Annotated in this window: 23 protein-coding genes and 1 tRNA gene; 16 read left to right on the top strand and 8 right to left on the bottom strand. The window is 65.7% G+C overall.

The window, feature by feature from the left end; translation table 11 throughout:
• Positions 1-65 precede the first annotated feature (65 nt).
• Complete coding sequence (locus ABFO07_RS25365) at positions 66-461, bottom strand: hypothetical protein (protein ID WP_059565949.1); 396 nt, start codon at positions 459-461, stop codon at positions 66-68.
• Positions 462-592: 131 nt separating this feature from the next.
• Here ABFO07_RS25365 and ABFO07_RS25360 point away from each other — a divergent pair, with 131 nt between their 5' ends.
• On the top strand, positions 593-2,119 hold the full coding sequence (locus ABFO07_RS25360) for an AMP nucleosidase (RefSeq protein WP_059566041.1): 1,527 nt from the start codon (positions 593-595) through the stop codon (positions 2,117-2,119).
• A gap of 39 nt (positions 2,120-2,158) precedes the next feature.
• Here ABFO07_RS25360 and ABFO07_RS25355 read toward each other — a convergent pair whose 3' ends face one another.
• Positions 2,159-2,554, bottom strand: a complete 396-nt coding sequence (locus ABFO07_RS25355) for a hypothetical protein (protein ID WP_347469717.1) — start codon at positions 2,552-2,554, stop codon at positions 2,159-2,161.
• On the opposite strand from ABFO07_RS25355, the gene ABFO07_RS25350 reads away from it, so the two are divergent.
• Positions 2,499-2,621, top strand: a complete 123-nt coding sequence (locus ABFO07_RS25350) for a PA0050 family protein (protein ID WP_347469689.1) — start codon at positions 2,499-2,501, stop codon at positions 2,619-2,621. The two genes, ABFO07_RS25355 and ABFO07_RS25350, sit on opposite strands and share 56 nt — an antisense overlap.
• 197 nt (positions 2,622-2,818) lie before the next feature.
• On the opposite strand, the gene ABFO07_RS25345 is transcribed toward ABFO07_RS25350, so the two are convergent.
• The 3 genes from ABFO07_RS25345 to ABFO07_RS25335 form a co-directional block, all read right to left on the bottom strand.
• Positions 2,819-3,085: a hypothetical protein gene (locus ABFO07_RS25345; protein ID WP_347468757.1), complete on the bottom strand. Its 267-nt coding sequence runs from the start codon at positions 3,083-3,085 to the stop codon at positions 2,819-2,821.
• Positions 3,079-3,369, bottom strand: coding sequence for a hypothetical protein (locus tag ABFO07_RS25340; RefSeq protein ID WP_059808679.1), 291 nt, complete (start codon positions 3,367-3,369; stop codon positions 3,079-3,081). The genes ABFO07_RS25345 and ABFO07_RS25340 overlap by 7 nt, the downstream gene beginning before the upstream one ends.
• A 381-nt stretch (positions 3,370-3,750) precedes the next feature.
• Positions 3,751-4,503 (bottom strand): TIGR00730 family Rossman fold protein, encoded by a 753-nt coding sequence (locus ABFO07_RS25335; protein WP_059565951.1) that lies wholly within the window; start codon positions 4,501-4,503, stop codon positions 3,751-3,753.
• A 1-nt stretch (position 4,504) separates the two neighbouring features.
• On the opposite strand from ABFO07_RS25335, the gene polA reads away from it, so the two are divergent.
• The 3 genes from polA to ABFO07_RS25320 all read left to right on the top strand — a co-directional run bounded on the left by polA (position 4,505) and on the right by ABFO07_RS25320 (position 10,023).
• On the top strand, positions 4,505-7,258 hold the full coding sequence (gene polA / locus ABFO07_RS25330) for a DNA polymerase I (protein ID WP_347468756.1): 2,754 nt from the start codon (positions 4,505-4,507) through the stop codon (positions 7,256-7,258).
• Between the two features lie 283 nt (positions 7,259-7,541).
• Positions 7,542-8,876, top strand: a complete 1,335-nt coding sequence (locus ABFO07_RS25325; RefSeq protein ID WP_059565953.1) for an NAD(P)/FAD-dependent oxidoreductase — start codon at positions 7,542-7,544, stop codon at positions 8,874-8,876.
• A gap of 271 nt (positions 8,877-9,147) precedes the next feature.
• On the top strand, positions 9,148-10,023 hold the full coding sequence (locus tag ABFO07_RS25320; RefSeq protein WP_060013808.1) for a dienelactone hydrolase family protein: 876 nt from the start codon (positions 9,148-9,150) through the stop codon (positions 10,021-10,023).
• A 43-nt stretch (positions 10,024-10,066) separates the two neighbouring features.
• Here the strand turns inward: ABFO07_RS25320 and ABFO07_RS25315 are convergent, their stop codons facing one another.
• Entirely contained in the window at positions 10,067-10,936 is an 870-nt protein-coding gene (locus ABFO07_RS25315; RefSeq protein WP_059884344.1) for a sulfurtransferase, read from the bottom strand.
• Positions 10,937-11,046: 110 nt separating this feature from the next.
• Positions 11,047-12,153: an aromatic ring-hydroxylating oxygenase subunit alpha gene (locus tag ABFO07_RS25310; protein ID WP_347468755.1), complete on the bottom strand. Its 1,107-nt coding sequence runs from the start codon at positions 12,151-12,153 to the stop codon at positions 11,047-11,049.
• Positions 12,154-12,423: 270 nt separating this feature from the next.
• On the opposite strand from ABFO07_RS25310, the gene ABFO07_RS25305 reads away from it, so the two are divergent.
• The 4 genes from ABFO07_RS25305 to folE2 all read left to right on the top strand — a co-directional run bounded on the left by ABFO07_RS25305 (position 12,424) and on the right by folE2 (position 16,548).
• The gene (locus tag ABFO07_RS25305; RefSeq protein ID WP_059565957.1) at positions 12,424-12,717 is read left to right on the top strand and encodes an exodeoxyribonuclease VII small subunit; all 294 of its coding nucleotides are present in this window, start codon (positions 12,424-12,426) and stop codon (positions 12,715-12,717) included.
• Positions 12,714-13,598, top strand: a complete 885-nt coding sequence (locus ABFO07_RS25300) for a polyprenyl synthetase family protein (RefSeq protein ID WP_059884342.1) — start codon at positions 12,714-12,716, stop codon at positions 13,596-13,598. Before ABFO07_RS25305 ends, ABFO07_RS25300 begins: the two co-directional genes overlap by 4 nt.
• An 81-nt stretch (positions 13,599-13,679) precedes the next feature.
• Positions 13,680-15,584: a 1-deoxy-D-xylulose-5-phosphate synthase gene (gene dxs, locus ABFO07_RS25295; RefSeq protein ID WP_059565959.1), complete on the top strand. Its 1,905-nt coding sequence runs from the start codon at positions 13,680-13,682 to the stop codon at positions 15,582-15,584.
• 154 nt (positions 15,585-15,738) lie between these two features.
• Entirely contained in the window at positions 15,739-16,548 is an 810-nt protein-coding gene (gene folE2, locus ABFO07_RS25290; protein ID WP_059808669.1) for a GTP cyclohydrolase FolE2, read from the top strand.
• Between the two features lie 105 nt (positions 16,549-16,653).
• On the opposite strand, the gene tsaD is transcribed toward folE2, so the two are convergent.
• Positions 16,654-17,694: a tRNA (adenosine(37)-N6)-threonylcarbamoyltransferase complex transferase subunit TsaD gene (gene tsaD / locus ABFO07_RS25285; protein ID WP_059565960.1), complete on the bottom strand. Its 1,041-nt coding sequence runs from the start codon at positions 17,692-17,694 to the stop codon at positions 16,654-16,656.
• Between the two features lie 118 nt (positions 17,695-17,812).
• On the opposite strand from tsaD, the gene ABFO07_RS25280 reads away from it, so the two are divergent.
• The 7 genes from ABFO07_RS25280 (at position 17,813) to ABFO07_RS25250 (ending at position 26,072) form a co-directional block, all read left to right on the top strand.
• Positions 17,813-19,030: an NAD(P)/FAD-dependent oxidoreductase gene (locus ABFO07_RS25280; RefSeq protein ID WP_059565961.1), complete on the top strand. Its 1,218-nt coding sequence runs from the start codon at positions 17,813-17,815 to the stop codon at positions 19,028-19,030.
• A 76-nt stretch (positions 19,031-19,106) separates the two neighbouring features.
• Entirely contained in the window at positions 19,107-19,319 is a 213-nt protein-coding gene (gene rpsU / locus ABFO07_RS25275) for a 30S ribosomal protein S21 (protein WP_006479415.1), read from the top strand.
• Positions 19,320-19,482: 163 nt separating this feature from the next.
• On the top strand, positions 19,483-19,929 hold the full coding sequence (locus ABFO07_RS25270; RefSeq protein ID WP_059565962.1) for a GatB/YqeY domain-containing protein: 447 nt from the start codon (positions 19,483-19,485) through the stop codon (positions 19,927-19,929).
• A 72-nt stretch (positions 19,930-20,001) separates the two neighbouring features.
• Positions 20,002-21,882 (top strand): DNA primase, encoded by a 1,881-nt coding sequence (gene dnaG / locus ABFO07_RS25265; protein WP_060271539.1) that lies wholly within the window; start codon positions 20,002-20,004, stop codon positions 21,880-21,882.
• An 88-nt stretch (positions 21,883-21,970) separates the two neighbouring features.
• Positions 21,971-24,382 carry an RNA polymerase sigma factor RpoD gene (gene rpoD / locus ABFO07_RS25260; protein WP_081059675.1) on the top strand — a complete coding sequence of 804 codons (2,412 nt, stop codon included), beginning with the start codon at positions 21,971-21,973 and terminating at the stop codon, positions 24,380-24,382.
• A gap of 125 nt (positions 24,383-24,507) precedes the next feature.
• Positions 24,508-24,583, top strand: a tRNA-Ile gene (locus ABFO07_RS25255).
• 586 nt (positions 24,584-25,169) lie between these two features.
• Positions 25,170-26,072 carry a LysR substrate-binding domain-containing protein gene (locus ABFO07_RS25250; RefSeq protein ID WP_059565965.1) on the top strand — a complete coding sequence of 301 codons (903 nt, stop codon included), beginning with the start codon at positions 25,170-25,172 and terminating at the stop codon, positions 26,070-26,072.
• Positions 26,073-26,096 lie beyond the last annotated feature (24 nt).

The raw sequence follows: 26,096 nt of genomic DNA, 5'->3' as shown, positions 1-26,096 counted from the left end.
GGAAAAGGAGATGCGGGGAGAGCCGTGTGCGCCGCGGCCGGTGCCGGCGCGGCGCGGGCAATGCGTCAGTAGCGCAGGTTGACCGACGGCAGGCGCGTGATCGGAATGCTCGCGTCGTGCGGCTTCGGCGACGTGTCCGGCGACGCGCTCATCTGGTAGCGGGTGCCGAAGTTCGACTTCACGTCGATCTCGACCGGCTTGCCGCGATCGCGGTACTCGGTGACTTCCGTGCCGTTCTTGCTTTTTTCGTGGAAGCTCGGCGTGCGGCGGATGTCGCTGAAATCGACCTTGGAGGTGACTTCGGCGCCGGGCCGGTTGATCTTCCGGAGATCCGGCAGGCCGGCGGCTTCGTTGGCATCGGCCTGGGCCTGTGCGTCGGCGCTCGGCGTGCCGCCGGCGGCGTAGGCGACGCTGGCGGCGGCAAACGCGGCGGCAGCGGCGACGAGAATGAGCGGCTTCATTGTGACTCTCCCAATTAACCGTTCGATTTTAGCAAATACTGCGCGCCTTCCGGCTGCCGCGCGCGCGGGGCGCGACCATCAGCCCGGCAAGGTTCCGTGGTAATGTCGGTCGATCAGACGAGGTGATGAAAATGAAGAACGATTTGAGCCGCAGACACCGGATGCTGACCCCGGAAAGCCCGCCGGTCGAAGCATTCGACGACGCAATCGGCGCGGTCGCGCGGCTGTCCGCGATCTACGAAGCCAACGCCGGTTTCCTGCGCGATGCATTCGCGCGCTATCGCCGCCACGAGCCGATCACCGAGCACGTGCGCGCGTGCTATCCGTTCGTGCGCGTGCGCACCGACGTCAACACGCACGTCGATTCGCGCCGTTCGTACGGCTTCGTCGCGGGCCCGGGCGTGTTCGAGACGACGGTGACCCGGCCGGATCTTTTCTCGAACTACTATCGCGAGCAGCTGCGCCTGCTCGCGAAGAACCACCAGGTCAAGATCGAGGTCGGCGTGTCGTCGCAGCCGATTCCGATTCATTTCGCGTTTCCGGAAGGCATCCACCTCGAAGGCGAACTCGATCGCGACAGCCTGCTCGCAATGCGCGACGTGTTCGATACGCCCGACCTGTCGTACCTCGACGACCGCATCGTCAACGGCACGTTCGAGCCGGCGCCGGGCGAGCCGCACCCGCTCGCGCTGTTCACGGCCGCGCGAGTCGATTTCTCGCTGCACCGGCTGCGCCACTACACCGCGACGTCGCCCACGCACTTCCAGAACTACGTGCTGTACACGAACTACCAGTTCTACATCGACGAGTTCGTGAAGCTCGGCCGCATGATGATGACGGAGAGCGACGATCCCGAGGTGCGCGCGTACCGCAGCGAATACAGCGCGTTCGTCGAGCCGGGCGACGTCGTCACGTACAACGAGAATCTCGGTGGCGAGCCGTCGGAAGGCTCGGCGCCGCCGCGCCTGCCGCAGATGCCCGCGTACCACCTGAAGCGCGCGGACGGCAGCGGGATCACGATGGTCAACATCGGCGTCGGGCCGTCGAATGCAAAGACGATCACCGACCACATCGCGGTGCTGCGCCCGCACGCGTGGGTGATGCTCGGCCACTGCGCGGGCCTGCGCAACACGCAGCGCCTCGGCGACTACGTGCTCGCGCACGGCTATGTGCGCGAGGATCACGTGCTGGACGCCGACCTGCCGCTGTGGGTGCCGATCCCGGCGCTCGCCGAAGTGCAGCTGGCGCTCGAGCGCGCGGTCGCGGATGTCACGCGGCTCGACGGCACGGAGCTGAAGCGCGTGATGCGCACCGGCACGGTCGCGAGCGTCGACAACCGCAACTGGGAGCTGCGCGATCATCGCGAGCCGGTGCAGCGGCTGTCGCAGAGCCGCGCGATCGCGCTCGACATGGAGAGCGCGACGATCGCCGCGAACGGCTTCCGCTTCCGCGTGCCGTACGGCACGCTGCTATGCGTGTCGGACAAGCCGCTGCATGGCGAACTGAAACTGCCGGGCATGGCCGATCAGTTCTATCGCGCGCAGGTCGACCAGCATCTGCAGATCGGCGTGAAGGCGATGGAGATCCTGCGAACCAACGGGCTCGACAAGCTGCATAGTCGGAAGCTGCGGAGCTTCGCGGAAGTGGCGTTCCAGTAAAGCGCGCGGCCCGAGGGGATGTCGATGCCCCGCCGGGCTTCACGGCGGCCGGCGCGCGCACGCGGTCCGGCCGCGTGCCTGCGCCACCTGCCGGACCGCGTTGACGCTCGCCGCGACCGCATCGCGGCCTTCGTGGCCGGGCGCAATCTGCTGATCGGCCGCTGCCCACTGCGTCCCGGCGCCACGCGAGCCACCAGCCGCCCGCAGCCGAGATCTGGCGATTTTACTATTTGTAATCCTTATCATCAGGAATAGGCTCTCATGCGCGGCGTTACCCGACGCCTGCACCAAGGATCGACGAACAGTCGAATCCGATTGATTCCCATCATATTGAGAGCAGACATACCCGATGAAAATCAAAATCCTGCTGGCTTCCCTGATGCTTACCTCGTCCCTGTCGGCCATGGCCCAATGCGCGGTGATCGGACCGTCCAAGAACCCTTGTGGGCTGGTCGCGGTAATCGGCCCTACCAAGTGTGTGTGCACGTTGCCGGGCAAGTGATGAACCAGGCGCGCCCGCCGATGGGCGCGCCTCACCCGCGATTGGATCGCGACGGGGAAACAAATACTTCAACAGCGGGAGGGAGACCCTCTCTGCTGCGCAAAGCCGGGCGGGACGCCCGCAGCCTCGGGACACCCCGCTCAGGACACGGTCGGGCCGGAAGCGGGCAGTCAGCATCTCGGGGATTTCATCCTTGATCAGCCGCGCCGTTCCTTGAGTTTTCTCGGTTCCTCGTCAGCGACCGCCACGGTCTCCGCATTGGGCGACGCCATGAAGGCGTGCCCGGACACACCGGGATCCGCGGGAACGCGGAATGATCGTTTGGAAGCGTCGACCGTATTCGTCCGTGTCGCCGCTGGCAGCATCGGCGCGGCCGCCGCGCCGCCGAACGCGACAAGGCCGCCCGGCGCCGAAGCGCGCGGGCGGCCTTGTCTGTCGGTCGAACGTGCCGTTTCGCTCAGCACTCGCCCTTCTTCGCATGTCCCGGCGGGCAGTGATAGCCACCGTGGCCGCGATGGCGCCGGTGGTCTTCCCACTCGCGGCGCTCCCAGTAGCGGTGGCCGTCCCAGTAGCGGTCGCCGTGCCAGCCGATCACGACCGCGGGCGCTGGCGCGACCACGACGGGCGCAGGTGCGACGACGACCGGGGCGGGCGTGCCGATGTTCACGTCGACGTTCACGGCATGGGCGATGCCGGACAGCGAGATGCCGAGACCTGCGAGGGCGGCGGCGAGCAGCGAGCGTTTCATGTTGTTTTCCCGAATGGTGTGGAGATCGCGGCGCGACGAAGCGGATCGCCGGAGGCAGCGGACCTGTTCCGCTCCGCCATGCGCACCGTTAGACCGCAGTGTGCCGTTGCGCGGCGGGAAAAGCGAACGGGTTCTGTTACCGCAGATTGGCGGTGCGGCGCCCACGCAGGGCCGGGCGGGATGGGGTGATTTGACAATGGCGCGCCGCGATGCTGCATTTGCTGTGGCGCAGCATGCGGCGAACGGCCGCCGGATTTGACGTTCTCGAGTCGGCCGGTTTCGCGTGGCGTTACAAAATGAAGCAAATTGCACGCTGCCGGACACGGCGTTCCGGCGGCGTGTGTCCGGCGAGCCCCGGTGGCGAGGCTCGGGCCGGGCCATTTACAGATAGAACATCCGGTCCTCTTCCGGGCGCGGCGGATGCGATTCGTCGCCTTCCTCCTCGCCTTGGTCCTCATAGAACGCGAGCACTGCGTCGAGCACCTGGTCGGGATCGTCGATCACCTGCATCAGGTCCATGTCTTCCGCATTGATGAGGCCGTTCGGAATCAGCTGATCGCGGAACCACTGCAGCAACCCCTGCCAGAACGTGCTGCCGACGAGGATGATCGGCACGAGGCGCGACTTCTTCGTCTGGATCAGCGTGAGCACTTCCGACAGCTCGTCGAGCGTGCCGAAGCCGCCCGGCATCACGATCACCGCATCGGAGTTCTTCACGAACGTGACCTTGCGCGTGAAGAAGTGGCGGAAGCGCAGCGAGATGTCCTGGTAGTGGTTGCCGGCCTGCTCGTGCGGCAGCTCGATGTTCAGGCCGACCGACGGCGCCTTGCCGGCGTGCGCGCCCTTGTTCGCGGCTTCCATGATGCCGGGGCCGCCGCCGGAGATCACCGCGAAGCCGGCGTCGGACAGCTTGCGCGCGATCTGTACCGCGAGCTTGTAGTGCGGCGTATCCGGTTTGAGACGGGCAGAACCGTAGATGCTGACGGCAGGGCGGATCTCCGACAGGTACTCGGTCGCCTCGATAAACTCTGCCATAATCGTGAACATCTGCCACGATGCGCGCGCCTTCTTGGCCGTCGCGCGTTCTTGATCTGCGAGCGAACGCAGACTCGGAATCACTTTTCTCTTGTTCATAATGCCTGAAGAACGAAATCTGGAAGGTAAGACCCTGCTATTGGTTGACGGTTCGAGCTATCTGTATCGGGCTTACCATGCGATGCCTGATTTGCGTGGCCCTGGCGGGGAGCCGACCGGAGCGCTCTACGGAATCATCAACATGCTGCGCCGTATGCGCAAGGAAGTCAGTGCAGAGTATAGCGCTTGCGTGTTCGATGCAAAGGGCAAGACGTTCCGCGACGACCTCTATGCCGACTATAAGGCAAACCGGCCTTCGATGCCGCCCGATCTCGCATTGCAGGTCGAGCCGATCCACGGCGCGGTGCGCGCGCTCGGCTGGCCGCTGTTGATGGTCGAAGGCGTCGAGGCCGACGACGTGATCGGCACGCTCGCACGCGAAGCCGAGCGGCACGGGATGAAGGTGGTCGTGTCGACGGGCGACAAGGATCTCGCGCAGCTCGTCACCGACCACGTCACGCTCGTCAACACGATGACCAACGAGACGCTCGATCGCGACGGCGTGATCGCGAAGTTCGGCGTGCCGCCGGAGCGGATCGTCGACTACCTGACGCTGATCGGCGATACGGTCGACAACGTGCCGGGCGTCGAGAAGTGCGGCCCGAAGACGGCCGTAAAGTGGCTCACGCAATACGACAGCCTCGACGGCGTCGTCGCGCATGCGGGCGAGATCAAGGGTGTGGTCGGCGACAACCTGCGCCGCGCGCTCGACTTCCTGCCGCTCGGCCGCAAGCTCGTGACGGTCGAGACCGCATGCGATCTCGCGCCGCATCTCGAATCGATCGAGGCGACGCTCGCGACCGACGGCGAGGCACGCGACCTGCTGCGCGACATCTTCGCGCGCTACGGTTTCAAGACGTGGCTGCGCGAGATCGACAGCGCGCCGGCCGAAGGCAACGGCATCGACGCGCCGGACGGCGAGCCCGCGCCCGTGGTCGAAGCGAACGTCGCACGCGAATACGACACGATCCAGACCTGGGCGCAGTTCGATGCATGGTTCGCGAAGATCCACGCGGCCGCGCTGACCGCGTTCGACACGGAAACGACGTCGCTCGACCCGATGGCCGCGCGGCTCGTCGGCCTGTCGTTCTCGGTCGAGCCCGGCAAGGCCGCCTATCTGCCGGTCGCGCATCGCGGCCCCGACATGCCCGAGCAGCTGCCGCTCGACGAGGTGCTCGCGCGCCTCAAGCCGTGGCTCGAATCGGCCGACCGCAAGAAGGTCGGCCAGCACCTGAAATACGACGCGCAGGTGCTCGCGAACTACGGGATCGAGCTGAACGGCATCGAGCACGACACGCTGCTCGAATCGTACGTGCTCGAATCGCATCGCACACATGACATGGACAGCCTCGCGCTGCGTCATCTGGGCGTCAAGACGATCAAGTACGAAGACGTGGCGGGCAAGGGCGCGAAGCAGATCGGCTTCGACGAAGTCGCGCTCGCGCAGGCCGCCGAATACGCGGCCGAAGATGCGGACGTCACGCTGCAGCTCCATCACGCGCTGTATCCGCAGGTTGCGCGCGAGCCGGGCCTCGAGCGCGTGTATCGCGAGATCGAGATGCCGGTGTCGCGCGTGCTGCGCAAGATGGAGCGCACGGGCGTGCTGATCGACGACGCGCGCCTGGAAGCGCAGAGCAGCGAGATCGCGAGGCGGCTCGTCGATCTCGAAGCGCAGGCGTACGAGCTGGCCGGCGGCGAGTTCAACCTCGGATCACCGAAGCAGATCGGCCAGATCTTCTTCGAGAAGCTGCAGCTGCCGGTCGTCAAGAAGACGCCGAGCGGCGCGCCGTCGACCGACGAGGAGGTGCTGCAGAAGCTGGCCGAGGACTACCCGCTGCCGAAGCTGCTGCTCGAGCATCGCGGGCTGTCGAAGCTGAAATCGACCTATACCGACAAGCTGCCGCGGATGGTGAACCCGGAAACCGGCCGCGTGCACACGAACTATGCGCAGGCCGTCGCGGTGACGGGCCGCCTGGCGTCGAACGACCCCAATCTTCAGAACATTCCGGTGCGCACGGCCGAAGGCCGGCGGATCCGCGAGGCGTTCATCGCACCGCCCGGCCACCGCATCATGTCGGCCGATTATTCGCAGATCGAACTGCGGATCATGGCGCACATTTCGGGCGACGCGTCGCTGCTGCGCGCGTTCTCGCAAGGCGAGGACATTCATCGCGCGACGGCCGCCGAGGTGTTCGGCGTGACGCCGCTGGAGGTCAATGCCGACCAGCGCCGGATCGCGAAGGTGATCAACTTCGGGCTGATCTACGGGATGAGCGCGTTCGGCCTCGCATCGAACCTCGGCATCACGCGCGATGCGGCGAAGCTGTACATCGACCGGTATTTCGCGCGCTACCCGGGCGTCGCGCAGTACATGGAAGACACGCGCGCGGCCGCGAAGGAGAAGGGCTACGTCGAAACCGTTTTCGGCCGCCGCCTGTGGCTGCCGGAAATCAACGGCGGCAACGGCCCGCGCCGCCAGGCGGCGGAACGCGCGGCGATCAATGCACCGATGCAGGGCACCGCGGCCGACCTGATCAAGCTGTCGATGATCGCGGTGGACGAATGGCTGACGCGCGACGGCCTTGCGTCGCGGATGATCATGCAGGTGCACGACGAACTGGTGCTCGAGGTGCCCGACGCCGAGCTGCCGCGCGTGCGCGAAAAGCTGCCGGAAATGATGTGCGGCGTCGCGAAGCTGAAGGTGCCGCTCGTCGCCGAGGTCGGTGCGGGCGCGAACTGGGAAGAGGCTCACTGACCGGCGCCGATACGCGCCCCTTGTGACCTGCGACATATTGTTGCAGCGATGTCACTTATCGACAGGGTTTGCTTGTCGTCAAGGTGCAAGCTCCCGGACAATGCATGTCACACATGGCATGTATTGATGGCGAAGCGCGGCGCGCTTCGCTGCTCCGGGGGCGGACTCATCGATGTCGTTCGAACTACGCATCGATGATGTTCGAACTGGTTCGCCACGAAGTGCGCGGCTGCGCGACCTATCGCGCGGCTGCAGCCAGTTTTGAATCGCAAGGGGGTATCAGATGCATCGGATCATCATCGTAGGCGGGGGCGCGGGCGGCCTGGAGTTGGCGACACGGCTCGGCGATCGATACGGCGCGCGCGGCAAGCGTCCGGCGCGTGCACTCGTCACGCTCGTCGACCGCAATCCGACGCATATCTGGAAACCGCTGCTGCATGAGGTTGCCGCCGGCAGCATGGATCCGTTCACGCAGGAACTCGAATATGCCGCGCAGGCGCGCTGGCACGGCTTCGAATTTCAGCAGGGCGAACTGACGGCCCTCGACCGTGCCGCGAAGCGGATCACGCTGTCGCCCGTCAACGACAGCGACGGCGCGGAGCTGCTGCCGGAGCGCACGCTCGACTACGACACGCTGGTGATCGCGATCGGCAGCACGACGCATTTCTTCGGCGTGCAGGGTGCGCAGGAAAACGCGATCGCGCTCGATACCGTCGCGGAGGCCGAGCGCTTCCGCAAGCGGCTGATCGCCGCGTGCATGCGCGCCGAGCACCAGAACCCCGCGCCGGCGGATGCATCGGCAGCGGGCGAGCCGCGCATCCAGGTGGCGATCGTCGGCGGCGGCGCGACCGGCGTCGAGCTGTCCGCAGAACTTCGCAATACCGCGCAGGTGCTGTCGGCCTACGGCCTGCACAAGCTCGACCCGCGGCACGACGTCGGCATCGTGCTGATCGAGTCCGGCCCGCGCATTCTGCCGGCGCTGCAGGAGCGCGTGTCGTCCGCGACGGCCGAGCTGCTCGAGAAGCTCGGCGTGCGGCTGCTGCTCGGCGAGCGCGTGACCGAGGTGGCGCCGGGCGTGGTCCGCACCGCGAGCGGCAAGGCGGTGCGCGCCGACCTGACCGTCTGGGCGGCCGGCATCAAGGCGCCGTCCGTGCTCGCAAAGCTCGACGGCCTCGATGTCAACAAGCTCGGCCAGCTCGACGTGCGCCGCACGTTGCAGACGGTCAACGACGACAACGTATTCGCACTCGGCGACTGTGCGGCATGCGCGTGGCCCGGCAACGAGCGCAACGTGCCGCCGCGCGCGCAGGCCGCGCACCAGCAGGCGAATTTCCTGCTGAAGGCGCTCGCGTGCAGGCTGGACGGTCAGCCGCTGCCCGAGTTCACGTATCGCGATCTCGGTTCGCTCGTGTCGCTCGGCCACTTCAGCGCGGTGGGCAACCTGATGGGCGGGCTGATCGGCGGCAGCATGCTGATCGAAGGCCTGTTCGCGCGCTTCATGTACATGTCGCTGTACCGGCTGCACGTCGCGGCGCTGCACGGCTATCCGCGGATGGTGCTCGACACCGTCGCGCACTGGCTGCGGCGCACGACGCTGCCGCGCGTGAAGCTGCACTGACGGCGCGAACACGCACTCAAGGCGGGCGGGGAATGCGCGACGAGCGGATTCCCCGCCCGTTGCATTTCGGGCGGGTGCACCGCAGCGGGCGCCGGCCGAGTGCTGGCGGCACGCGCCGGGCCAGCGAATCTTCGTGGTTGCGCGCGCACATGGTTGACGCGCGGGCGGATTATTGTGCATCGTGTGCGGGTTACCGCTTGCGGCGGCGTGCCTACCGTCCGCAACATCAGCGCCGCGCACCGCAAGCGACGCTCAATCGAGGAGTGCATTCATGTTGAAACCCGAAGTCGACAGCCTGGTTCCCCATGTTCCGTTCTCGCGCCGCAAGTTCATGCAGGCCGCGTTGGGCAGCACCTTCGCGGCCGCTGTGCTGCCCGTGTCGGCACAGACGATCGCGACCGACAGCGCCGGGCTGGACGTCGACACCGTCGAGATCCGCTCGGGCGACGCGAGCGTACCGGCTTATCGCGCGCAACCGAAGGACAAGACCAATCTGCCGGTGGTGATCGTGATTCACGAGATCTTCGCCGTGCACGCGCACATCGCCGACATCTGCCGCCGCTTCGCGAAGCTCGGCTATCTGGCGATCGCCCCCGACCTGTTCGCGCGGCAGGGCGACGTGTCGAAGTATCAGACGATCCAGGATCTGGTCGCGAACGTGGTCAGCAAGGTGCCGGATCGGCAGGTTTCCGAGGATCTCGATGCAACGGTTGCGTGGGCCGGCAAGAACGGCGGCGACCTGAGCCGTCTCGGTGTGGTCGGCTTCTGCTGGGGCGGGCGCCAGTCGTGGCTGTATGCGGAGCACAACCCGCACGTGCGTGCGGCAGTCGCATGGTACGGGTTCGTCGAGGGCACGACCGACGAGATGACACCGTTCAACCCCGTCGACCACGCCGACACGCTGAAGGTGCCGGTGCTCGGCCTGTATGGTGCGAAGGACGCGAACATCACGCAGGCGTCGCTCGCGGCCATGCGCGAGCGCATCGCGAAGAGCGACTCGAAGCTGGCGCGCGAATCGCAGATCGTCGTCTACGACGATGCAGGCCACGCGTTCTTCGCCGATTACCGCCCGAGCTACGTGAAGGGGGATGCCGAGGATAGCTGGAAGCGCGCGCTCGCGTGGTTCCATCGCTACGGCGTGATGTGAGCGGCGCGGCGGCGCGTGACGCCGCCGCGCGGGTGACGGACGCTTACGGGTTGGGGCCGGTGGCGACCGGTCGCGACGGATCGGCGCACCACTCGCTCCACGAGCCGGGGTAGAGCGATGCGCCGTGCAGCCCCGCGATCTCCATCGCAAGGGCGTTGTGGCACGCGGTCACGCCGGAGCCGCACTGCAGGATCACGCGATTCGGCTCGGTGCCGGCCAGCAGCGTCGAGAACGTCTCGCGCAGTTCATGGCCGGTCTTGAAGCGGCCGTCGGCGCCCAGGTTGTCCTTGAAGAAACGGTTGAGCGCGCCGGGGATGTGCCCGCCCACCGGATCGATCGTCTCGTTTTCGCCGCGATAGCGATCGGCGGCACGCGCGTCGATCACGGTACGCGTGCGGGCCGTGAGGTTCGCGAGCACGGCCTGCGCGTCGACGGTCGATTCGAGCGGCGCCTGCGCGCGGAAGTCGCCGCGCGAAGGGTGCTGCGTCTCGATCGTCAGCGGCTGTCCGGCCGCTTCCCATGCCTGCAGGCCGCCGTCGAGCACGGCGATCGAATCGTGCCCGAGCCAGCGCAGCAGCCACCATAGCCGCGCTGCATACGCGCCGCCTTGCGCGTCATACGCGACGGCCTGCTGGCCCTGCCTGAGCCCGCGATCGGCGAGCGTCGCGACGAGCGCGTCGCGCGACGGCAGCGGGTGACGGCCGTTGGTGCCGGTCTTGCGGCCCGACAGGTCGCGGTCGAGATGCAGGTACTGCGCGCCCGGAATGTGCCCGGCCGCATACGCCGCTTCGCCCGCGCCCGTATCGGCGAGATCGAAGCGGCAGTCGAACACGACGACGCTGGCGGGCGCGGCGGCGAGGCGCTCGGCAAGGTTGGCCGCGGAGATGAGCGTGGTGTAATGAGTATGTGGCATGACGGCTCCTGATTGAGCAAACGGCCTGATGGTCTAAGTCTAAACAAAAAAAGACGGGCCGAAGCCCGTCTTTTCCTCATGCATCGTGATGCCGAAAGCGCATGCCGGCGTCAAAGGTCGCCCAGGTGGCGGCGCAGGAACTCGTGGAAGTGCTGCATGCCGTCTTCCATCGGGCTCTGGTACGGGCCGACCTGCGATTCGCCGCGATCCATCAGCGCGCGGCGGCCGGCGTCCATGCGCATCGCGATCTCGTCGTCCTCGATGGCTGTTTCCATGTATGCGGCGCGTTCCGCCTCGACGAAATCGCGCTCGAACAGCGCGATTTCCTCAGGATAATAGAACTCGACGATGTTGGTCGTCTTCTGCGGCCCGCGCGGAATCAGCCATGACACGACCAGTACGTGCGGATACCACTCGATCATCAGGCCAGGGTAGTAGACCATCCAGATCGCGCCGAACTCCGGCGGCACGCCGTTGCGGAACTTCAGCACCTGCTCGTGCCACTTCTGGTAGGTCGCGCTGCCCGGCTTCGCGAGCGCGTTGTGCACGCCGACCGTCTGTACGCTGTACCAGTCGCCGAACTCCCACTTGAGATCGTCGCAGGACACGAAGTTGCCGAGGCCCGGGTGGAACGGGACGACGTGGTAATCCTCGAGGTAGACCTCGATGAACGTCTTCCAGTTGTAGTCGCACTCGTGGACTTCGACGTGATCGAACTGGTACTCGGAGAAATCGAAGTGGTGCTTCGTGCCCAGGTTCGCGAGATCGCGCGCGACATTGCGGCCTGCCGCCTCGAACAGCAGCCCCTGCCAGTTCTGCAGCGGGGATTTGCCGAGGTTCAGGCAGGGCTTGTCGGGGAAGTGCGGCGCGCCGAGCAGCTGGCCTTCCAGATCGTACGTCCAGCGGTGCAGCGGGCACACGATGTTCTGCGTGTGGCCGCGCCCGTTCAGCATGATCGCCTGCCGGTGACGGCACACGTTCGACAGCAGTTCGATCTGGTTCGCCGGGTTGCGCACCAGCACGCGGCCTTCCTGCTCGGACGGCAACGCGAAATAATCCCCCGCCTCGGGCACCATCAATTCGTGCCCGACGTAGCGAGGTCCTTTCTTGAAGAGTGTTTCGATTTCGCGCGCTAGCAGCGCCTCATCGAAGTATGCAGTGACTGGAAGCTGGCTGTGAGCCGACTTCAACTGAAGCGCATCGCTCAGATTGGACATTCCCACTCCCGGTGATAGCGTGAAAGCAGTGAACAACCCAACCATCGAAAAATCGATTTAGGGAAACGGAGAATTATACCCGGTTCCCTCGGCGAGGCCAGTATTAAGTGCCTGATTTGTGTCAATTTTTTGTGCGCCGAGGCCTCGCGGGCGCACAATGTGCGTCACAGGTGGGGCCGGAGCGTGCGTCTGGCGCACCAAGTCGGCAGGTCGGAAATTTCTCTTTTGCCGTAGAATGTCCGACTTGTTTTGAAATTTGACACCTCGTCCATGGCGAAAACCGCATCCCCAGGCGCCACGCCGCCCGGCAATGGCGCCGAAGCGTTGCCGGACAATTACGAGATGGCGCTCGCGGAGCTCGAGGCGCTGGTTGCCCGGATGGAGGGCGGCGCGCTGAGCCTCGAGGATTCGCTCGCGGCATACCGCCGTGGGGCGGCACTCGTTGCGTTTTGCCAACAGCAGCTCGAGAAAGTGGAGCAGCAGGTGCGCGTGCTCGACGGCGCGACCCTGAAGCCGCTTTCGGCCGGCGCGGCCGCCACGGACGGCGAAGACGACGATCTATGACATTCGAACAATGGATGCGGTCTGTGCTTGACCGCGTCGAGGATGCACTCGGCCACTACCTGCCGGCCGAAACTGTGGTGCCCACGCAACTCCACGAAGCGATGCGCTACGCAGTCCTCGGGGGCGGCAAGCGCGTGCGCCCGCTGCTGTGCCATGCAGCGGGCGAACTGACCGGCGCGACGGAGGCGGCACGCAATGCGGCGGCGGCGGCGCTGGAGATGATCCACGTCTATTCGCTCGTGCATGACGACATGCCGTGCATGGATGACGACGCGCTGCGGCGCGGCAAGCCGACCGTGCACGTGCAGTACGACGAGCCGACCGCGCTGCTGGTCGGCGACGCGCTGCAGTCGCAGGCGTTCGTCGCGCTGACGGATTCCGCCGCGCTGGCGCCGGTGCAGCAGGCCGCGCTCGTGCGCGAACTGGCGCTGGCGAGCGGCTCGATCGGCATGGCCGGCGGGCAGGCGATCGATCTGGCGAGCGTCGGCCTGAAGCTGACGCGCGAGCAGCTCGAGACGATGCACCGGATGAAGACGGGGGCGCTGCTGCGCGCCGCCGTGCGCATGGGCGCGCTGGCGGGCGAGACGCCGTCCGCGGACACGATGGCCGCGCTCGACGTTTATGCGGGCGCGGTGGGCCTGGCCTTCCAGGTCGTCGACGACATTCTCGACGTGACGACCGATTCGGCGACGCTCGGCAAGACGGCCGGCAAGGACGCGGCGAACGACAAGCCGACCTACGTGTCGATCCTCGGCCTCGACGCGTCGCGCGAACTGGCCGCCCAGCTGCGCGCCGATGCGCACGCTGCGCTGCAACCCTTCGGCGCGCGCGCCCAGCGTCTCGCCGAACTTGCCGACCTGGTGGTGAACCGGGTCAGCTGACGCGAAAGCCCGCCGCCGCGCACACGCTACGGTGCGTGCAACAGAATGCGGGCGCGTTTGATTTCCTACAATGGAACGACGATGTACGACTTGCTGAAAACTATCGACGATCCGGCCGATCTGCGCCGCCTTGATCGTCGCCAACTGCAACCGCTCGCCGACGAGCTGCGTTCGTTCGTGCTCGACAGCGTGTCGAAGACGGGCGGCCATTTGTCGTCCAACCTCGGGACGGTCGAGCTGACGATCGCGTTGCACTACGTGTTCAACACGCCGAACGACCGCATCGTCTGGGACGTGGGCCACCAGACCTATCCGCACAAGATCCTGACGGGCCGCCGCGACCAGATGCACACGCTGCGTCAGTACGACGGCATCTCGGGCTTTCCGCGCCGCTCCGAATCGGAGTACGACACGTTCGGTACCGCGCATTCGAGCACGTCGATCTCGGCCGCGCTCGGCATGGCCATCGGCAGCCAGCTGAACGGCGACGACCGCTTCTCGATCGCGGTGATCGGCGATGGCGCGATGACGGCCGGCATGGCGTTCGAAGCGATGAACAACGCCGGCGTGTCCGAGGACGCGAAGCTGCTCGTGATCCTCAACGACAACGACATGTCGATCTCGCCGCCGGTCGGCGCGCTGAACCGCCATCTCGCGCGCCTGATGTCGGGCCGCTTCTACGCGGCCGCGCGCGCGGGCGTCGAGCGTGTGCTGAGCGTTGCGCCGCCGGTGCTCGAACTCGCGCGCAAGCTCGAGGAGCACGCGAAGGGCATGGTCGTGCCGGCCACGCTGTTCGAGGAGTTCGGCTTCAACTACATCGGCCCGATCGACGGTCACGATCTCGATTCGCTGATCCCGACCCTGCAGAACATCAAGGAGCTGCGTGGCCCGCAGTTCCTGCACGTGGTGACGAAGAAAGGCCAGGGCTACAAGCTCGCCGAGGCCGATCCGGTGCTCTACCACGGCCCGGGCAAGTTCAATCCGGCCGAGGGCATCAAGCCGTCGTCCACCCCGGCGAAGAAGACCTACACGCAAGTGTTCGGCGAATGGCTGTGCGACGAGGCGGAACGCGATTCGCGCGTGGTCGGCATCACGCCCGCGATGCGCGAAGGCTCGGGCATGGTCGAATTCGAGAAGCGCTTCAAGGATCGCTATTACGACGTCGGCATCGCCGAGCAGCACGCGGTGACGTTCGCGGGCGGTCTCGCGACCGAAGGCCTGAAGCCGGTCGTCGCGATCTACTCGACGTTCCTGCAGCGCGCATACGACCAGCTGATCCACGACGTCGCGCTGCAGAACCTGCCGGTCGTGTTCGCGATCGACCGCGCGGGCCTCGTCGGCGCCGACGGTGCGACGCACGCGGGCGCGTACGATCTGTCGTTCATGCGCTGTATCCCGAACATGACGATCATGGCGGCGTCCGACGAGGACGAATGCCGCCAGATGCTGCACACCGCGCTGATGCAGCCGAACCCGACCGCGGTGCGCTATCCGCGCGGCGCGGGCACCGGCGTGCCGACGGTGAAGGAATTCACCGAGATTCCGCTGGGCAAGGGCGAGGTGCGTCGCCGCACGTCGCAGCCGGAAGGCAAGCGGGTCGCGATCCTCGCATTCGGCACGATGGTTGCGCCGTCGCTGGCTGCGGCCGAGGAACTCGATGCGACCGTCGCGAACATGCGCTTCGTGAAGCCGGTCGACGCGGCGCTCGTGCGCGAGCTCGCCGAAACGCACGACTTCATCGTCACGGCCGAGGAAGGCTGCGTGATGGGCGGCGCGGGCTCGGCCTGCGTGGAAGCCCTGATGGAGAGTGGGGTTATCCGACCCGTACTACAATTGGGCCTCCCTGACCAGTTCATCGATCACGGTGATCCCGCGAAGCTGCTGTCGCAATGCGGCCTCGACGGCGCGGGCATCGCGAAATCGATTCGCGAACGCTTCCTGAATCCGGCGGCCGACGTCGCCGGTCAGGCCAAGCGCGTCGCGTAAGCCGGCGCCGCCTCCGGGCGGCGCGGCTGCGACTGGCGAAACCGGTCTTCATTGATGCGGAAAACATGGGCCTGCGGGCCCATGTTGCTTTTCCGGCTGCCGCATGACGCGGCGCGCGCGTCGTCGAACGCGCGGCTTACAAGGATTGAACAAGATGAACCAGATGAATCCCGCCTTCGTGATGCCCGACGTGCAGAGCACGGTGGATACCCGTCAGATTCCGATTCAGCGCGTGGGCGTGAAGGCGGTCCGGCATCCGTTGACGGTGCGCACCGAAAGCGGCGACGTGCAGCCGACGGTCGGTGTCTGGAACCTCGACGTCCATCTGCCGGCCGACCAGAAGGGCACGCACATGTCGCGTTTCGTCGCGCTGCTCGAAGAGCACCGCGCGCCACTGACGACCGAGCGGTTCCGCGCGATGCTCGCGGCGATGCTCGAGAAGCTCGAGGCCGAGGCGGGCCGCATCGAGGTCACGTTCCCGTATTTCGTGAACAAGACGGCGCCCGTGTCGGGCGTGCAGAGTCTGCTGGACTACGAAGTAACGCTCGCGGGCGACACCCGCGGCGGTGCGACGCGCCTGTTCATGAAGGTGCTGGTGCCGGTCACGAGCCTGTGCCCGTGCTCGAAGAAGATCTCGCAGTACGGTGCGCACAACCAGCGCTCGCACGTGACGATCGATGCCGAACTGGCGGCGGACGTGCCGGTCGAGGCGCTGATCCGGATGGCCGAGGAAGAGGCGTCCTGCGAGCTGTGGGGCCTGCTGAAGCGCCCGGACGAGAAATTCGTTACCGAGCGCGCATACGAGAATCCGAAGTTCGTCGAGGATCTGGTGCGCGACGTTGCTCAGCGGCTCGATCGCGACGAGCGCATCGTGGCCTACGTGCTCGAGGCCGAGAACTTCGAGTCGATCCACAATCACAGCGCGTATGCGCTGATCGAGCGCGACAAGCGGCACGCCGCGTAACGCAGCGCACGTCCTCGTATCAGCAAAAAGGCCGCTCGAGCGGCCTTTTGTTTGCTGGCAACTTGCAGCGCCGCGCGTGATGCGCGGCGCGGTGTTCGGCCCGGCTCAGCGCGCGAGCGACGCGAGATCCCAGCGCGGCTTCACGGTGAACGCGTAGTCGGCGTTCGCCTGTTCGGGCCAGCGCGCGAGCCGCAATGCGCCCGCGAGCGCGATCATTGCGCCGTTGTCGGTGCAGAGCGCGAGGTCGGGGTAGTGCACGTCGAAGCCGCGCTTGGCCGCGGCGGCCGACAGCGCGGCGCGCAGCTGGCGGTTTGCGCCGACGCCGCCCGCGACCACGAGGCGCTTGAGCCGGGTCTTCTTCAGCGCCGCGAGCGATTTCGCGACGAGCACGTCGACGGCCGCGTCGACGAAGCCGCGTGCGAGGTCGGCCTTCGCGCGTTCGAGTGCGTCGCCCGACAGCTTCGCCGCCTCGAATTTCTTCATCTGCGTCAGCACGGCCGTCTTCAGGCCGCTGAAGCTGAAGTCGAGATCGCCGGAGTGCAGCATCGGGCGCGGCAGCACGACGGCGCCCGGCGTGCCGGTTTCCGCGAGCTTCGACACTTCCGGGCCGCCCGGGTAGCCGAGGCCGATCAGCTTCGCGGTCTTGTCGAACGCTTCGCCGGCCGCGTCGTCGAGTGTTTCGCCGAGCGTCTCGTACACGCCGACATCGGTCACGCGCATCAGCTGCGTATGGCCGCCCGACACGAGCAGCGCGACGAACGGGAACGGCGGCGGTTCCGCGACGAGCAGCGGCGACAGCAGGTGGCCCTCGAGGTGGTGGATGCCGACGGTCGGCTTGTTCCAGGCAAGCGCGAGCGCGTTCGCGATGCTCGCGCCGACGAGCAGCGCGCCGGCGAGCCCCGGGCCCTGCGTGAACGCGATGGCGTCGATGTCCTCGCGCCGCGCGCCGCTCTGTGCGATCACTTCCTCGAGCAGCGGCAGCGCGCGGCGGATGTGGTCGCGCGATGCGAGCTCGGGCACGACGCCGCCGTAGTCGCGGTGCATGGCGATCTGCGAGTGGAGCGCGTGCGCGAGCAGCCCGCGCTGCGTGTCGTAGAGCGCGAGGCCGGTTTCGTCACAGGAGCTTTCGATGCCGAGAACGAGCATGGTATGGGGCGGGGCGTGCCGCGTTGCGGGCTGCGCCGGAATGTCAACGTAACCGAAAAGTATAGCAGGCACGCGCTTCCGGCCGCTGGCGGCGGTGCGGGGCGGTACAATCCGCGCCATGGAAACCTATGACATCGCCGTGATCGGCGCGGGGGCCGCCGGCATGATGAGCGCGGCGGTCGCCGGCCAGCTCGGCCGCCGGGTCGTGCTGGTCGACCACGCGCCGCGCCTCGCCGAGAAGATCCGCATCTCGGGCGGCGGCCGCTGCAACTTCACGAACCTGTACGCCGGCCCGGACAACTACCTGTCGGCCAACCCGCATTTCGCCCGCTCGGCGCTCGCGCGCTATACGCCGCGCGACTTTCTCGCGCTCCTCAAGCGCCATCGCGTGACCTGGCACGAAAAGCACAAGGGCCAGCTGTTCTGCGACCACGGCAGCGACGCGGTCATCGACATGCTGAAGGACGAGTGCGACGCGGGCGGCATCGCGTGGCGCCGGCCGGTCGTCGTCGACGCGGTGCGCCACGCGCCGGCCGACGGCTTCACGCTCGATACGCAGGCGGGCCAGATTGCCGCGCGCGCGCTGATCGTCGCCACCGGCGGCCTGTCGATCCCGAAGATCGGCGCGACCGACTTCGGCTACCGGCTCGCGAAACAGTTCGGCCACAAGCTCGTCGATACGCGGCCCGCGCTCGTGCCGCTCACGTTCGCGCCGCATGACTGGGCGCCGTTCGCGGCGCTGTCCGGCGTGTCGCTCGAGGTGCGCGTGTCGACCGGCGACAAGAAGCGCGGCGGCGAATTCGTCGAGGATCTGCTGCTCACGCACCGTGGGCTGTCGGGGCCCGGCATCCTGCAGATTTCGAGCTACTGGCAGCCCGGCGAGCCGATTCGCGTCGACCTGCTGCCGCAGCGCGACGCGGTGGCCGACCTGCTCGAGGCCAAGCGTGAGTCGAAGCGCCAGGTCGGCTCGCTGCTCGCGGAGTGGGTGCCGTCGCGGCTGGCCCACGTCTGGCTCGACACGCATCGCGTGGCCGCCGACGCGCGGCTGGCCGATCTGCCGGACAAGGCGCTGCGCCAGGTCGGCGAGGCGCTGGCCGGCTGGACGCTGACGCCGAACGGCACCGAGGGCTACAAGAAGGCGGAAGTCACGCGCGGCGGCGTGGATACCCGAGAGCTATCGTCGGCGACGATGATGAGTGCGCGCGTGCCGGGCCTGTTCTTCGTCGGCGAGGCGATGGACGTGACCGGCTGGCTGGGCGGCTACAACTTCCAGTGGGCGTGGGCGTCCGGCGTGGCGGCCGGGCAGGCGGCCGCGGAGTTTGCACGCGGCGCTTGACGCGGTAGTGCCCTTTGTGCAAAGGCTCTGCTATACTCAGTAATCTTTCCCTGCCAACTTTTTTGCGTGTCGGGTCATGACGATCATTCGCGTTAAAGAAAACGAGCCGTTCGAAGTTGCGATGCGTCGCTTCAAGCGCACGATCGAGAAGAACGGTCTGCTGACCGAACTTCGTGCGCGAGAGTTCTACGAGAAGCCGACGGCCGAGCGCAAGCGCAAGAAGGCCGCTGCAGTGAAGCGTCACTACAAGCGTATCCGCAGCCAGACGCTGCCGAAAAAGCTGTACTGAACGATTGAGCGCCGCGCGGTTCGCTGAGCGGCGCACCGGCGGCTCCGTCGCGAGTCGCCGATGCCGGATTCGAGCAACCCGCTTGAGACAGTGTCCCAAGCGGGTTTTTGTGTTGACGCCCACTGGCGGGCGTCGGTTTCACGTTTCCATTTCCGGGTGAAAGATGAGTTTGAAAGAGCAGATCAGCGAAGACATGAAGGCTGCGATGCGCGCGAAGGAAGCCGAGCGCCTTGCGACGATTCGCCTGCTGCTGGCCGCGATCAAGCAGCGTGAGGTCGACGAGCAGATCACGCTCGACGATGCCGCCGTCACGGCCGTGATCGACAAGATGATCAAGCAGCGCAAGGATTCGATCAGCCAGTTCCAGGCCGCGGGTCGCGACGACCTCGTCGCGAAGGAGCAGGCCGAGCTGACGGTGCTGAGCGGTTACATGCCTGCGCAACTGTCGGAGGCCGAGGTGGCCGCCGAAGTGCAGGCCGCGGTTGCGCAAGTCGGCGCAGCCGGCCCGCAGGACATGGGCAAGGTGATGGGCGTGCTGAAGGGCAAGCTCGCCGGCCGCGCCGACATGACCGCCGTTTCCGCGCTCGTCAAGGCTGCGCTCTCGAAGTAAAACCTCCGCGCCCGGTGCGTGCCGATCGCACACACCGGGCCATCGCATGTCTTTTTTCCGTTTGATCCCACGGTGATTCCGCATTCGTTCCTGCAGGATTTGCTGAACCGCGTCGACATCGTCGACGTGGTGGGCCGGTACGTGCAGCTCAAGAAGGGCGGCGCGAACTTCATGGGGCTGTGCCCGTTCCATAACGAGAAAAGCCCGTCGTTCACCGTCAGCCCGACCAAGCAGTTCTATCACTGCTTCGGCTGCGGCGCGCACGGCACGGCGATCGGCTTCCTGATGGAGCATGCGGGGCTGACGTTCCCGGAAGCTGTGCAGGAGCTCGCGCAATCGGTCGGCCTGACCGTGCCGCACGAGCCGTCGCCGATGCGCGGCGGCGGCGGTGGTGGCGGCGGCGACTATCCGGCGCAGCCGTCCGTCTCGAAATCGGTGGCGACGGCGCTGTCCGACGCGATGTCCGCCGCATGCGATTACTACCGCAAGCAACTGCGCGGCGCGCCGACCGCCATCCAGTATCTGAAGAAGCGGGGCCTGACCGGCGAGATCGCGGCCCGTTTCGGCCTCGGCTATGCGCCGGATGGCTGGCAGAACCTCGAGGCCGCGTTCCCCGACTATCGCGACGATGCGCTCGTCGAGTCCGGGCTCGTGATCGTCAGCGAGAAGACCGACGCGCAGGGCGTCGCGCGGCGCTACGACCGCTTCCGCGAGCGGATCATGTTCCCGATCCGCAACGTGAAGGGGCAGGTGATCGGCTTCGGCGGCCGCGTGCTCGGCAGCGGCGAGCCGAAGTATTTGAATTCGCCGGAAACGCCGCTATTTAACAAGGGCAGCGAGCTGTACGGGCTGTTCGAGGCGCGGCTCGCGATTCGCGAGCGCAAGTACGTGCTCGTCGTCGAAGGCTACATGGACGTGGTCGCGCTCGCGCAGCTCGGCTTCCCGAACGCGGTGGCGACGCTCGGCACCGCGTGCACGCCGATTCACGTGCAGAAGCTGATGCGGCAGACCGACACGGTCGTCTTCAGCTTCGACGGCGACGCGGCCGGGCGACGTGCGGCGCGGCGGGCGCTCGAGGCGTGCCTGCCGCACGCGGCGGACAACCGGACGATCCGGTTCCTTTTTCTGCCGACCGAGCACGACCCGGACAGCTACGTGCGCGAATTCGGCGCGGACGCGTTTTCCGCGCAGGTCGAGCGGGCGATGCCGCTGTCGCAGTTCCTGCTGAACGAGGCGATCGCCGGCAAGGCGCTCGATCAGCCGGAAGGCCGGGCGAAGGCGCTGTTCGATGCGAAACCGCTGTTGCAGGCGCTGCCCGCGAACGCGTTGCGTGCGCAGATCATGCACATGATCGCGGATCGGCTCGACATCCCGTTCGACGAGGTCGCGGGGCTGTCCGACGTCGATACGCGAATCGAGGCGCCGCCGCGCCAGGCGCCGGCGCGCAGCGACAGGCGCCGCGTGACGGACAATGAGAAGCGCGCGTTGCGCAACCTCGTGATGCATCCGCGCGTCGCGTCGCTGCTCGACGACGAGCAGATCGCGACGCTGCGGGCGCTGCCGCGCATCGGCGAGCTGTTCGGCGAAGTCGTCGATCATGCGCGCGCGCTGGGCGACGGCGCGGAGTTCAGATTGTTGTCAGATGTGTTGAGGATGTCCTCGAATGCAGCGACTTACGAGGAAATCTTCCGTGAAATTCTGGACTATGATGAAAACGTCCGCGATCTGCTGTTACAGAATCCGGACGACGAGACGGTGCTCGAGCGGCAGCGCGAGCAGGAACGGATTGCAGGGGAGGAGCTTCAGGCGGCGGTGCTCAAGATGCGTTACGACGCATGTTGCGAGCGCCTCGACAGGCTTTCGCGGCAATCCGGTTTCACACCCGAGGAATTGGCTGAATTGACGGAATTGAACCAGCAGCGGGCCGACATGAAGCGTCGGCTCGGGCTGTGAGCGGCCGGGGCGCCAGGAGAGGGTACCTCAGCGTGCTATAATATAAGGTTTCCAGCGGTTTGTTTTCTAAGCAGAGGCGAGATTCGCAATGGCAAAGACGACAGGCGGAAAGAAAGCAGCAGGCAAGGGCTCGACGGAGCCGACCACGAAGGTCACAGCGGCCAAATCTGCTTCTTCCGCCAGGACGGTGTCTTCCGCCACGTCGGCAGCTGCAGGAAAAAGAACCGCGGCCGACGCCGCTCACGCTGCGCCGGTGGAGGCAGCCAGAACACGGGCTGCCGCCAGATCCGCCTCCGGGCCGGCCAAGCCGGCGGCGAAGCGGGTCAGTGCGAAAAGCGCAAGGGACACGGCTGCCGCGGCGGACGAAGCGGCAGTACGTACTACTCATGCACCCACGGTTCAACCGGCTGTCGTCCAGCAGCCGCGAGTCGATTTAGCCGGTACGGCGAACTCCATGACGAAAAAGCTGAACGAAGTATCCGTCGATGACGACGCAAATCAGAGCGACGAGCAGCCTGCTGCGGCAGCGACGGGCAAGGCCAAGGTGCGCGATCGCCGCGCCAAGGAGAAGGCGCTGCTGAAGGAAGCGTTCGCGACGAGCACGCCCGGCACGGCCGAGGAGCTCGAAGAACGCCGCGTGAAGCTGCGCGCACTGATCAAGCTCGGCAAGGAGCGCGGCTTCCTGACGTATGCCGAAATCAACGACCATCTGCCGGACAACTTCACCGAGACGGAAGCGCTCGAAGGCATCATCGGCACGTTCAACGACATGGGCGTGGCGGTTTATGAGCAGGCGCCGGACGCGGAAACGCTGCTTCTGAACGACAATGCGCCGGCGGCTTCGTCGGACGACGAAGTCGAGGAGGAAGCGGAAGTTGCGCTCTCCACCGTCGATTCGGAGTTCGGCCGTACGACCGATCCGGTCCGGATGTACATGCGCGAGATGGGCACGGTCGAGCTGCTCACGCGCGAAGGCGAAATCGAGATCGCGAAGCGGATCGAGGATGGCCTGCGCCACATGGTGATGGCGATTTCCGCGTGCCCGACGACGATCGCCGACATCCTTGCGATGGCCGAGCGCGTCGCGAACGAGGAAAGCCGCGTCGACGAGCTGGTCGACGGCCTGCTCGATCCGAATGCGTCGGATACCGACACCGATGGCTTCTCCGCGAAGGCTGCCGAAGAGATCGAGAACGAGGACGAGGAAGCCGACGAGGGCGAGGAAGAGGAAGAAGAGGACGACGACGACGGCGCCGCGCAGGCGTCGGCCAACGCCGCCCAGCTCGAGGCGCTCAAGCGCGCATCGCTTGAGAAGTTCGCGCTGATCAGCGAATGGTTCGACAAGATGCGCCGTGCGTTCGAGAAGGAAGGCTACAAGTCCAAGGCCTACCTGAAGGCGCAGGAAACGATCCAGACCGAGCTGATGACGATCCGCTTCACCGCGCGTACCGTCGAGCGCCTGTGCGACACGCTGCGTGCGCAGGTGGACGAGGTGCGCCAGGTCGAGCGCCAGATCCTGCACATCGTCGTCGACAAGTGCGGCATGCCGCGTTCGGAGTTCATCGCGCGCTTCCCGGGCAGCGAGACGGATCTCGACTGGGCCGAGAAGGTCACGGCGGAAGGGCATCCGTACAGCGCGGTCCTGTCGCGCAACATCCCGGCGATCCGCGAACAGCAGCAGCGCCTGCTCGACCTGCAGGCGCGCGTCGTGCTGCCGCTGAAGGACCTGAAGGAAACCAACCGCCAGATGGCGGCTGGCGAACTGAAGGCGCGCCAGGCGAAGCGTGAGATGACCGAGGCGAACCTGCGTCTCGTGATCTCGATCGCGAAGAAGTACACGAACCGTGGCCTGCAGTTCCTCGACCTGATCCAGGAAGGCAACATCGGCCTGATGAAGGCCGTGGACAAGTTCGAATACCGTCGCGGCTACAAGTTCTCGACGTATGCGACGTGGTGGATCCGCCAGGCCATCACGCGCTCGATCGCGGACCAGGCGCGCACGATCCGGATTCCGGTTCACATGATCGAGACGATCAACAAGATGAACCGCATCTCGCGGCAGATCCTGCAGGAAACCGGTCTCGAGCCGGATCCGGCAACGCTCGCCGAGAAGATGGAAATGCCGGAAGACAAGATCCGCAAGATCATGAAGATCGCGAAGGAGCCGATTTCGATGGAAACGCCGATCGGTGACGACGACGATTCCCATCTCGGCGACTTCATCGAGGACAACAACACGGTCGCGCCGGCCGATGCCGCGCTGCACGCGAGCATGCGCGATGTCGTGAAGGACGTCCTCGATTCGCTGACGCCGCGCGAGGCGAAGGTGCTGCGGATGCGTTTCGGTATCGAGATGAGCACCGATCACACGCTCGAGGAAGTCGGCAAGCAGTTCGACGTCACGCGTGAGCGGATCCGTCAGATCGAGGCGAAGGCGCTGCGCAAGCTGCGTCACCCGAGCCGTTCCGACAAGCTGAAGTCGTTCCTCGAAGGGAACTGATCTCCAGCGTTCTCTCTGAACGCCGCCGGTATCGATACGGTACCGGTGGCGTTTGTCCCTTTTATTGATACAATGCCGGCCCGGCGTCTCCGCCCGGGTGGCGTGCAGCACGTCTCACTTCTTCAGGGCCTGTAGCTCAGCGGTTAGAGCAGTCGACTCATAATCGATTGGTCGCGGGTTCGAACCCCGCCGGGCCCACCAGACTCCATTTCCGGCTTGTTCCGGAAAATCAAGAAACCCATGATGCCGAAAGGCTTCGTGGGTTTTTTTCTTTCCGAATGGAAAGAATTGCGCTCGGCCGATATTTTTAGAGGTGAGTGTCAAGAAGGATGATGCGGTCCTCGGATATGCTCCGGTCGCACATAAGCTCGAAGTGAGATGCGCTCGAAAGGTAACAAAGGCTACGATAATTCAGTGAATTTGAGCGCATGGGAATAGATGGCGGAGCATCGCCGCCTTTCGGCATCGTGATAATTTAATATTATTAAAATTCCGGGCTAACTATTCATATTAATTGATGCGCCTGCTCGTAAATGGTCTGTTATTCATGAATTGACTTCCCGCGAGCGCGCCGCATGTCGCCAAGCGGCTCATAACCCGGTTGTTTGATTCATGGCAGCATATCGGGTTCGGATGGAGCCGACATGTTATCCGTTGACGATAACTGAAAGCTATTTCGAAGAAATCATCGCTTGAACGACTTTTCCGAACATTGAAAGATGTGCCATCGAGTGTTTGCATGCACTTTGGATCGCACGTCGGTAAATACACGTCATATCGAACGCGTATGAAAATTCATCCGATTCCGCCCCTGCAATGCCTTGTGTTCTTCGATGCAGCCGCACGGCATGGCAACTTCACGCGCGCGGCCGAGGAGCTGAACGTGACGCAAGGCGCGGTGAGCAAGCAGGTGGTCAAGCTGGAGAGCTTCCTCGGCATGCAGCTGTTCGTGCGTGACGCAAAGACGCTTCATCTGACGCGCGCCGGGCAAACCTATGCCGACCGGATTCACGACATGCTCGTCGGCTGCGCCGAGGCCACGGCGCTCGTCATGAAGGAGCCGACGCCCCACAGCATCACGATTGCGTGCGCGTCCGGCACGGCCGGCATGTTCTTGACGGCTGTCATCGCCGATTTCAGCCGCGAGTATCCCAATGTGGCGATCCGGATCCTGGTTCGGGAAGGCGTTTTCAATCTGAATCCCGCGGAATTCGATATCGGCGTTTATTACATCCGCGATGTTCCCCCTCCTGGCATGAGCGGCATCCGCATCATCGAGGAGGAGGTGCGGGCCTATTGCTCGCCGGATTATCTGGGAGGGCGGCGCGTGTTGCCGCTCGAATTGATGAGCGCGACATTGCTGGTCGCGGAGGAGCAGCAGCGTCAATGGATGAGTTGGCGCGACTGGTTTCATTTGTGCGACGGCGAGATCGCATACAAGCCGACGCGTACGATCACGGCCAATAGCTATCCCGTATTGCTGCAGCTTGCGCTGCGAGGCCATGGCGTCCTCCTCGGATGGAACCAGATGATCACGCCGCTGGTTGAAAGCGCCGATCTCGTGCCTGCGTCGGATGCAAGCGCAAGCTTCGGCGGCGCGTACCAGCTGGTCTGGCCCGAGGATCGGCGCGATACGGCAGCCGTGGCGCGATTCCGGGAGTGGTTGCTGCAGCGGATGCGGCAGCGATGAAAATCGTGCATTCCAGGAAGTCAG

The sequence above is a fragment of the Burkholderia stagnalis genome, assembly GCF_039848545.1.
Lineage (GTDB): Bacteria > Pseudomonadota > Gammaproteobacteria > Burkholderiales > Burkholderiaceae > Burkholderia > Burkholderia stagnalis.
This window is presented reverse-complemented; position numbering and strand designations above follow the sequence as displayed.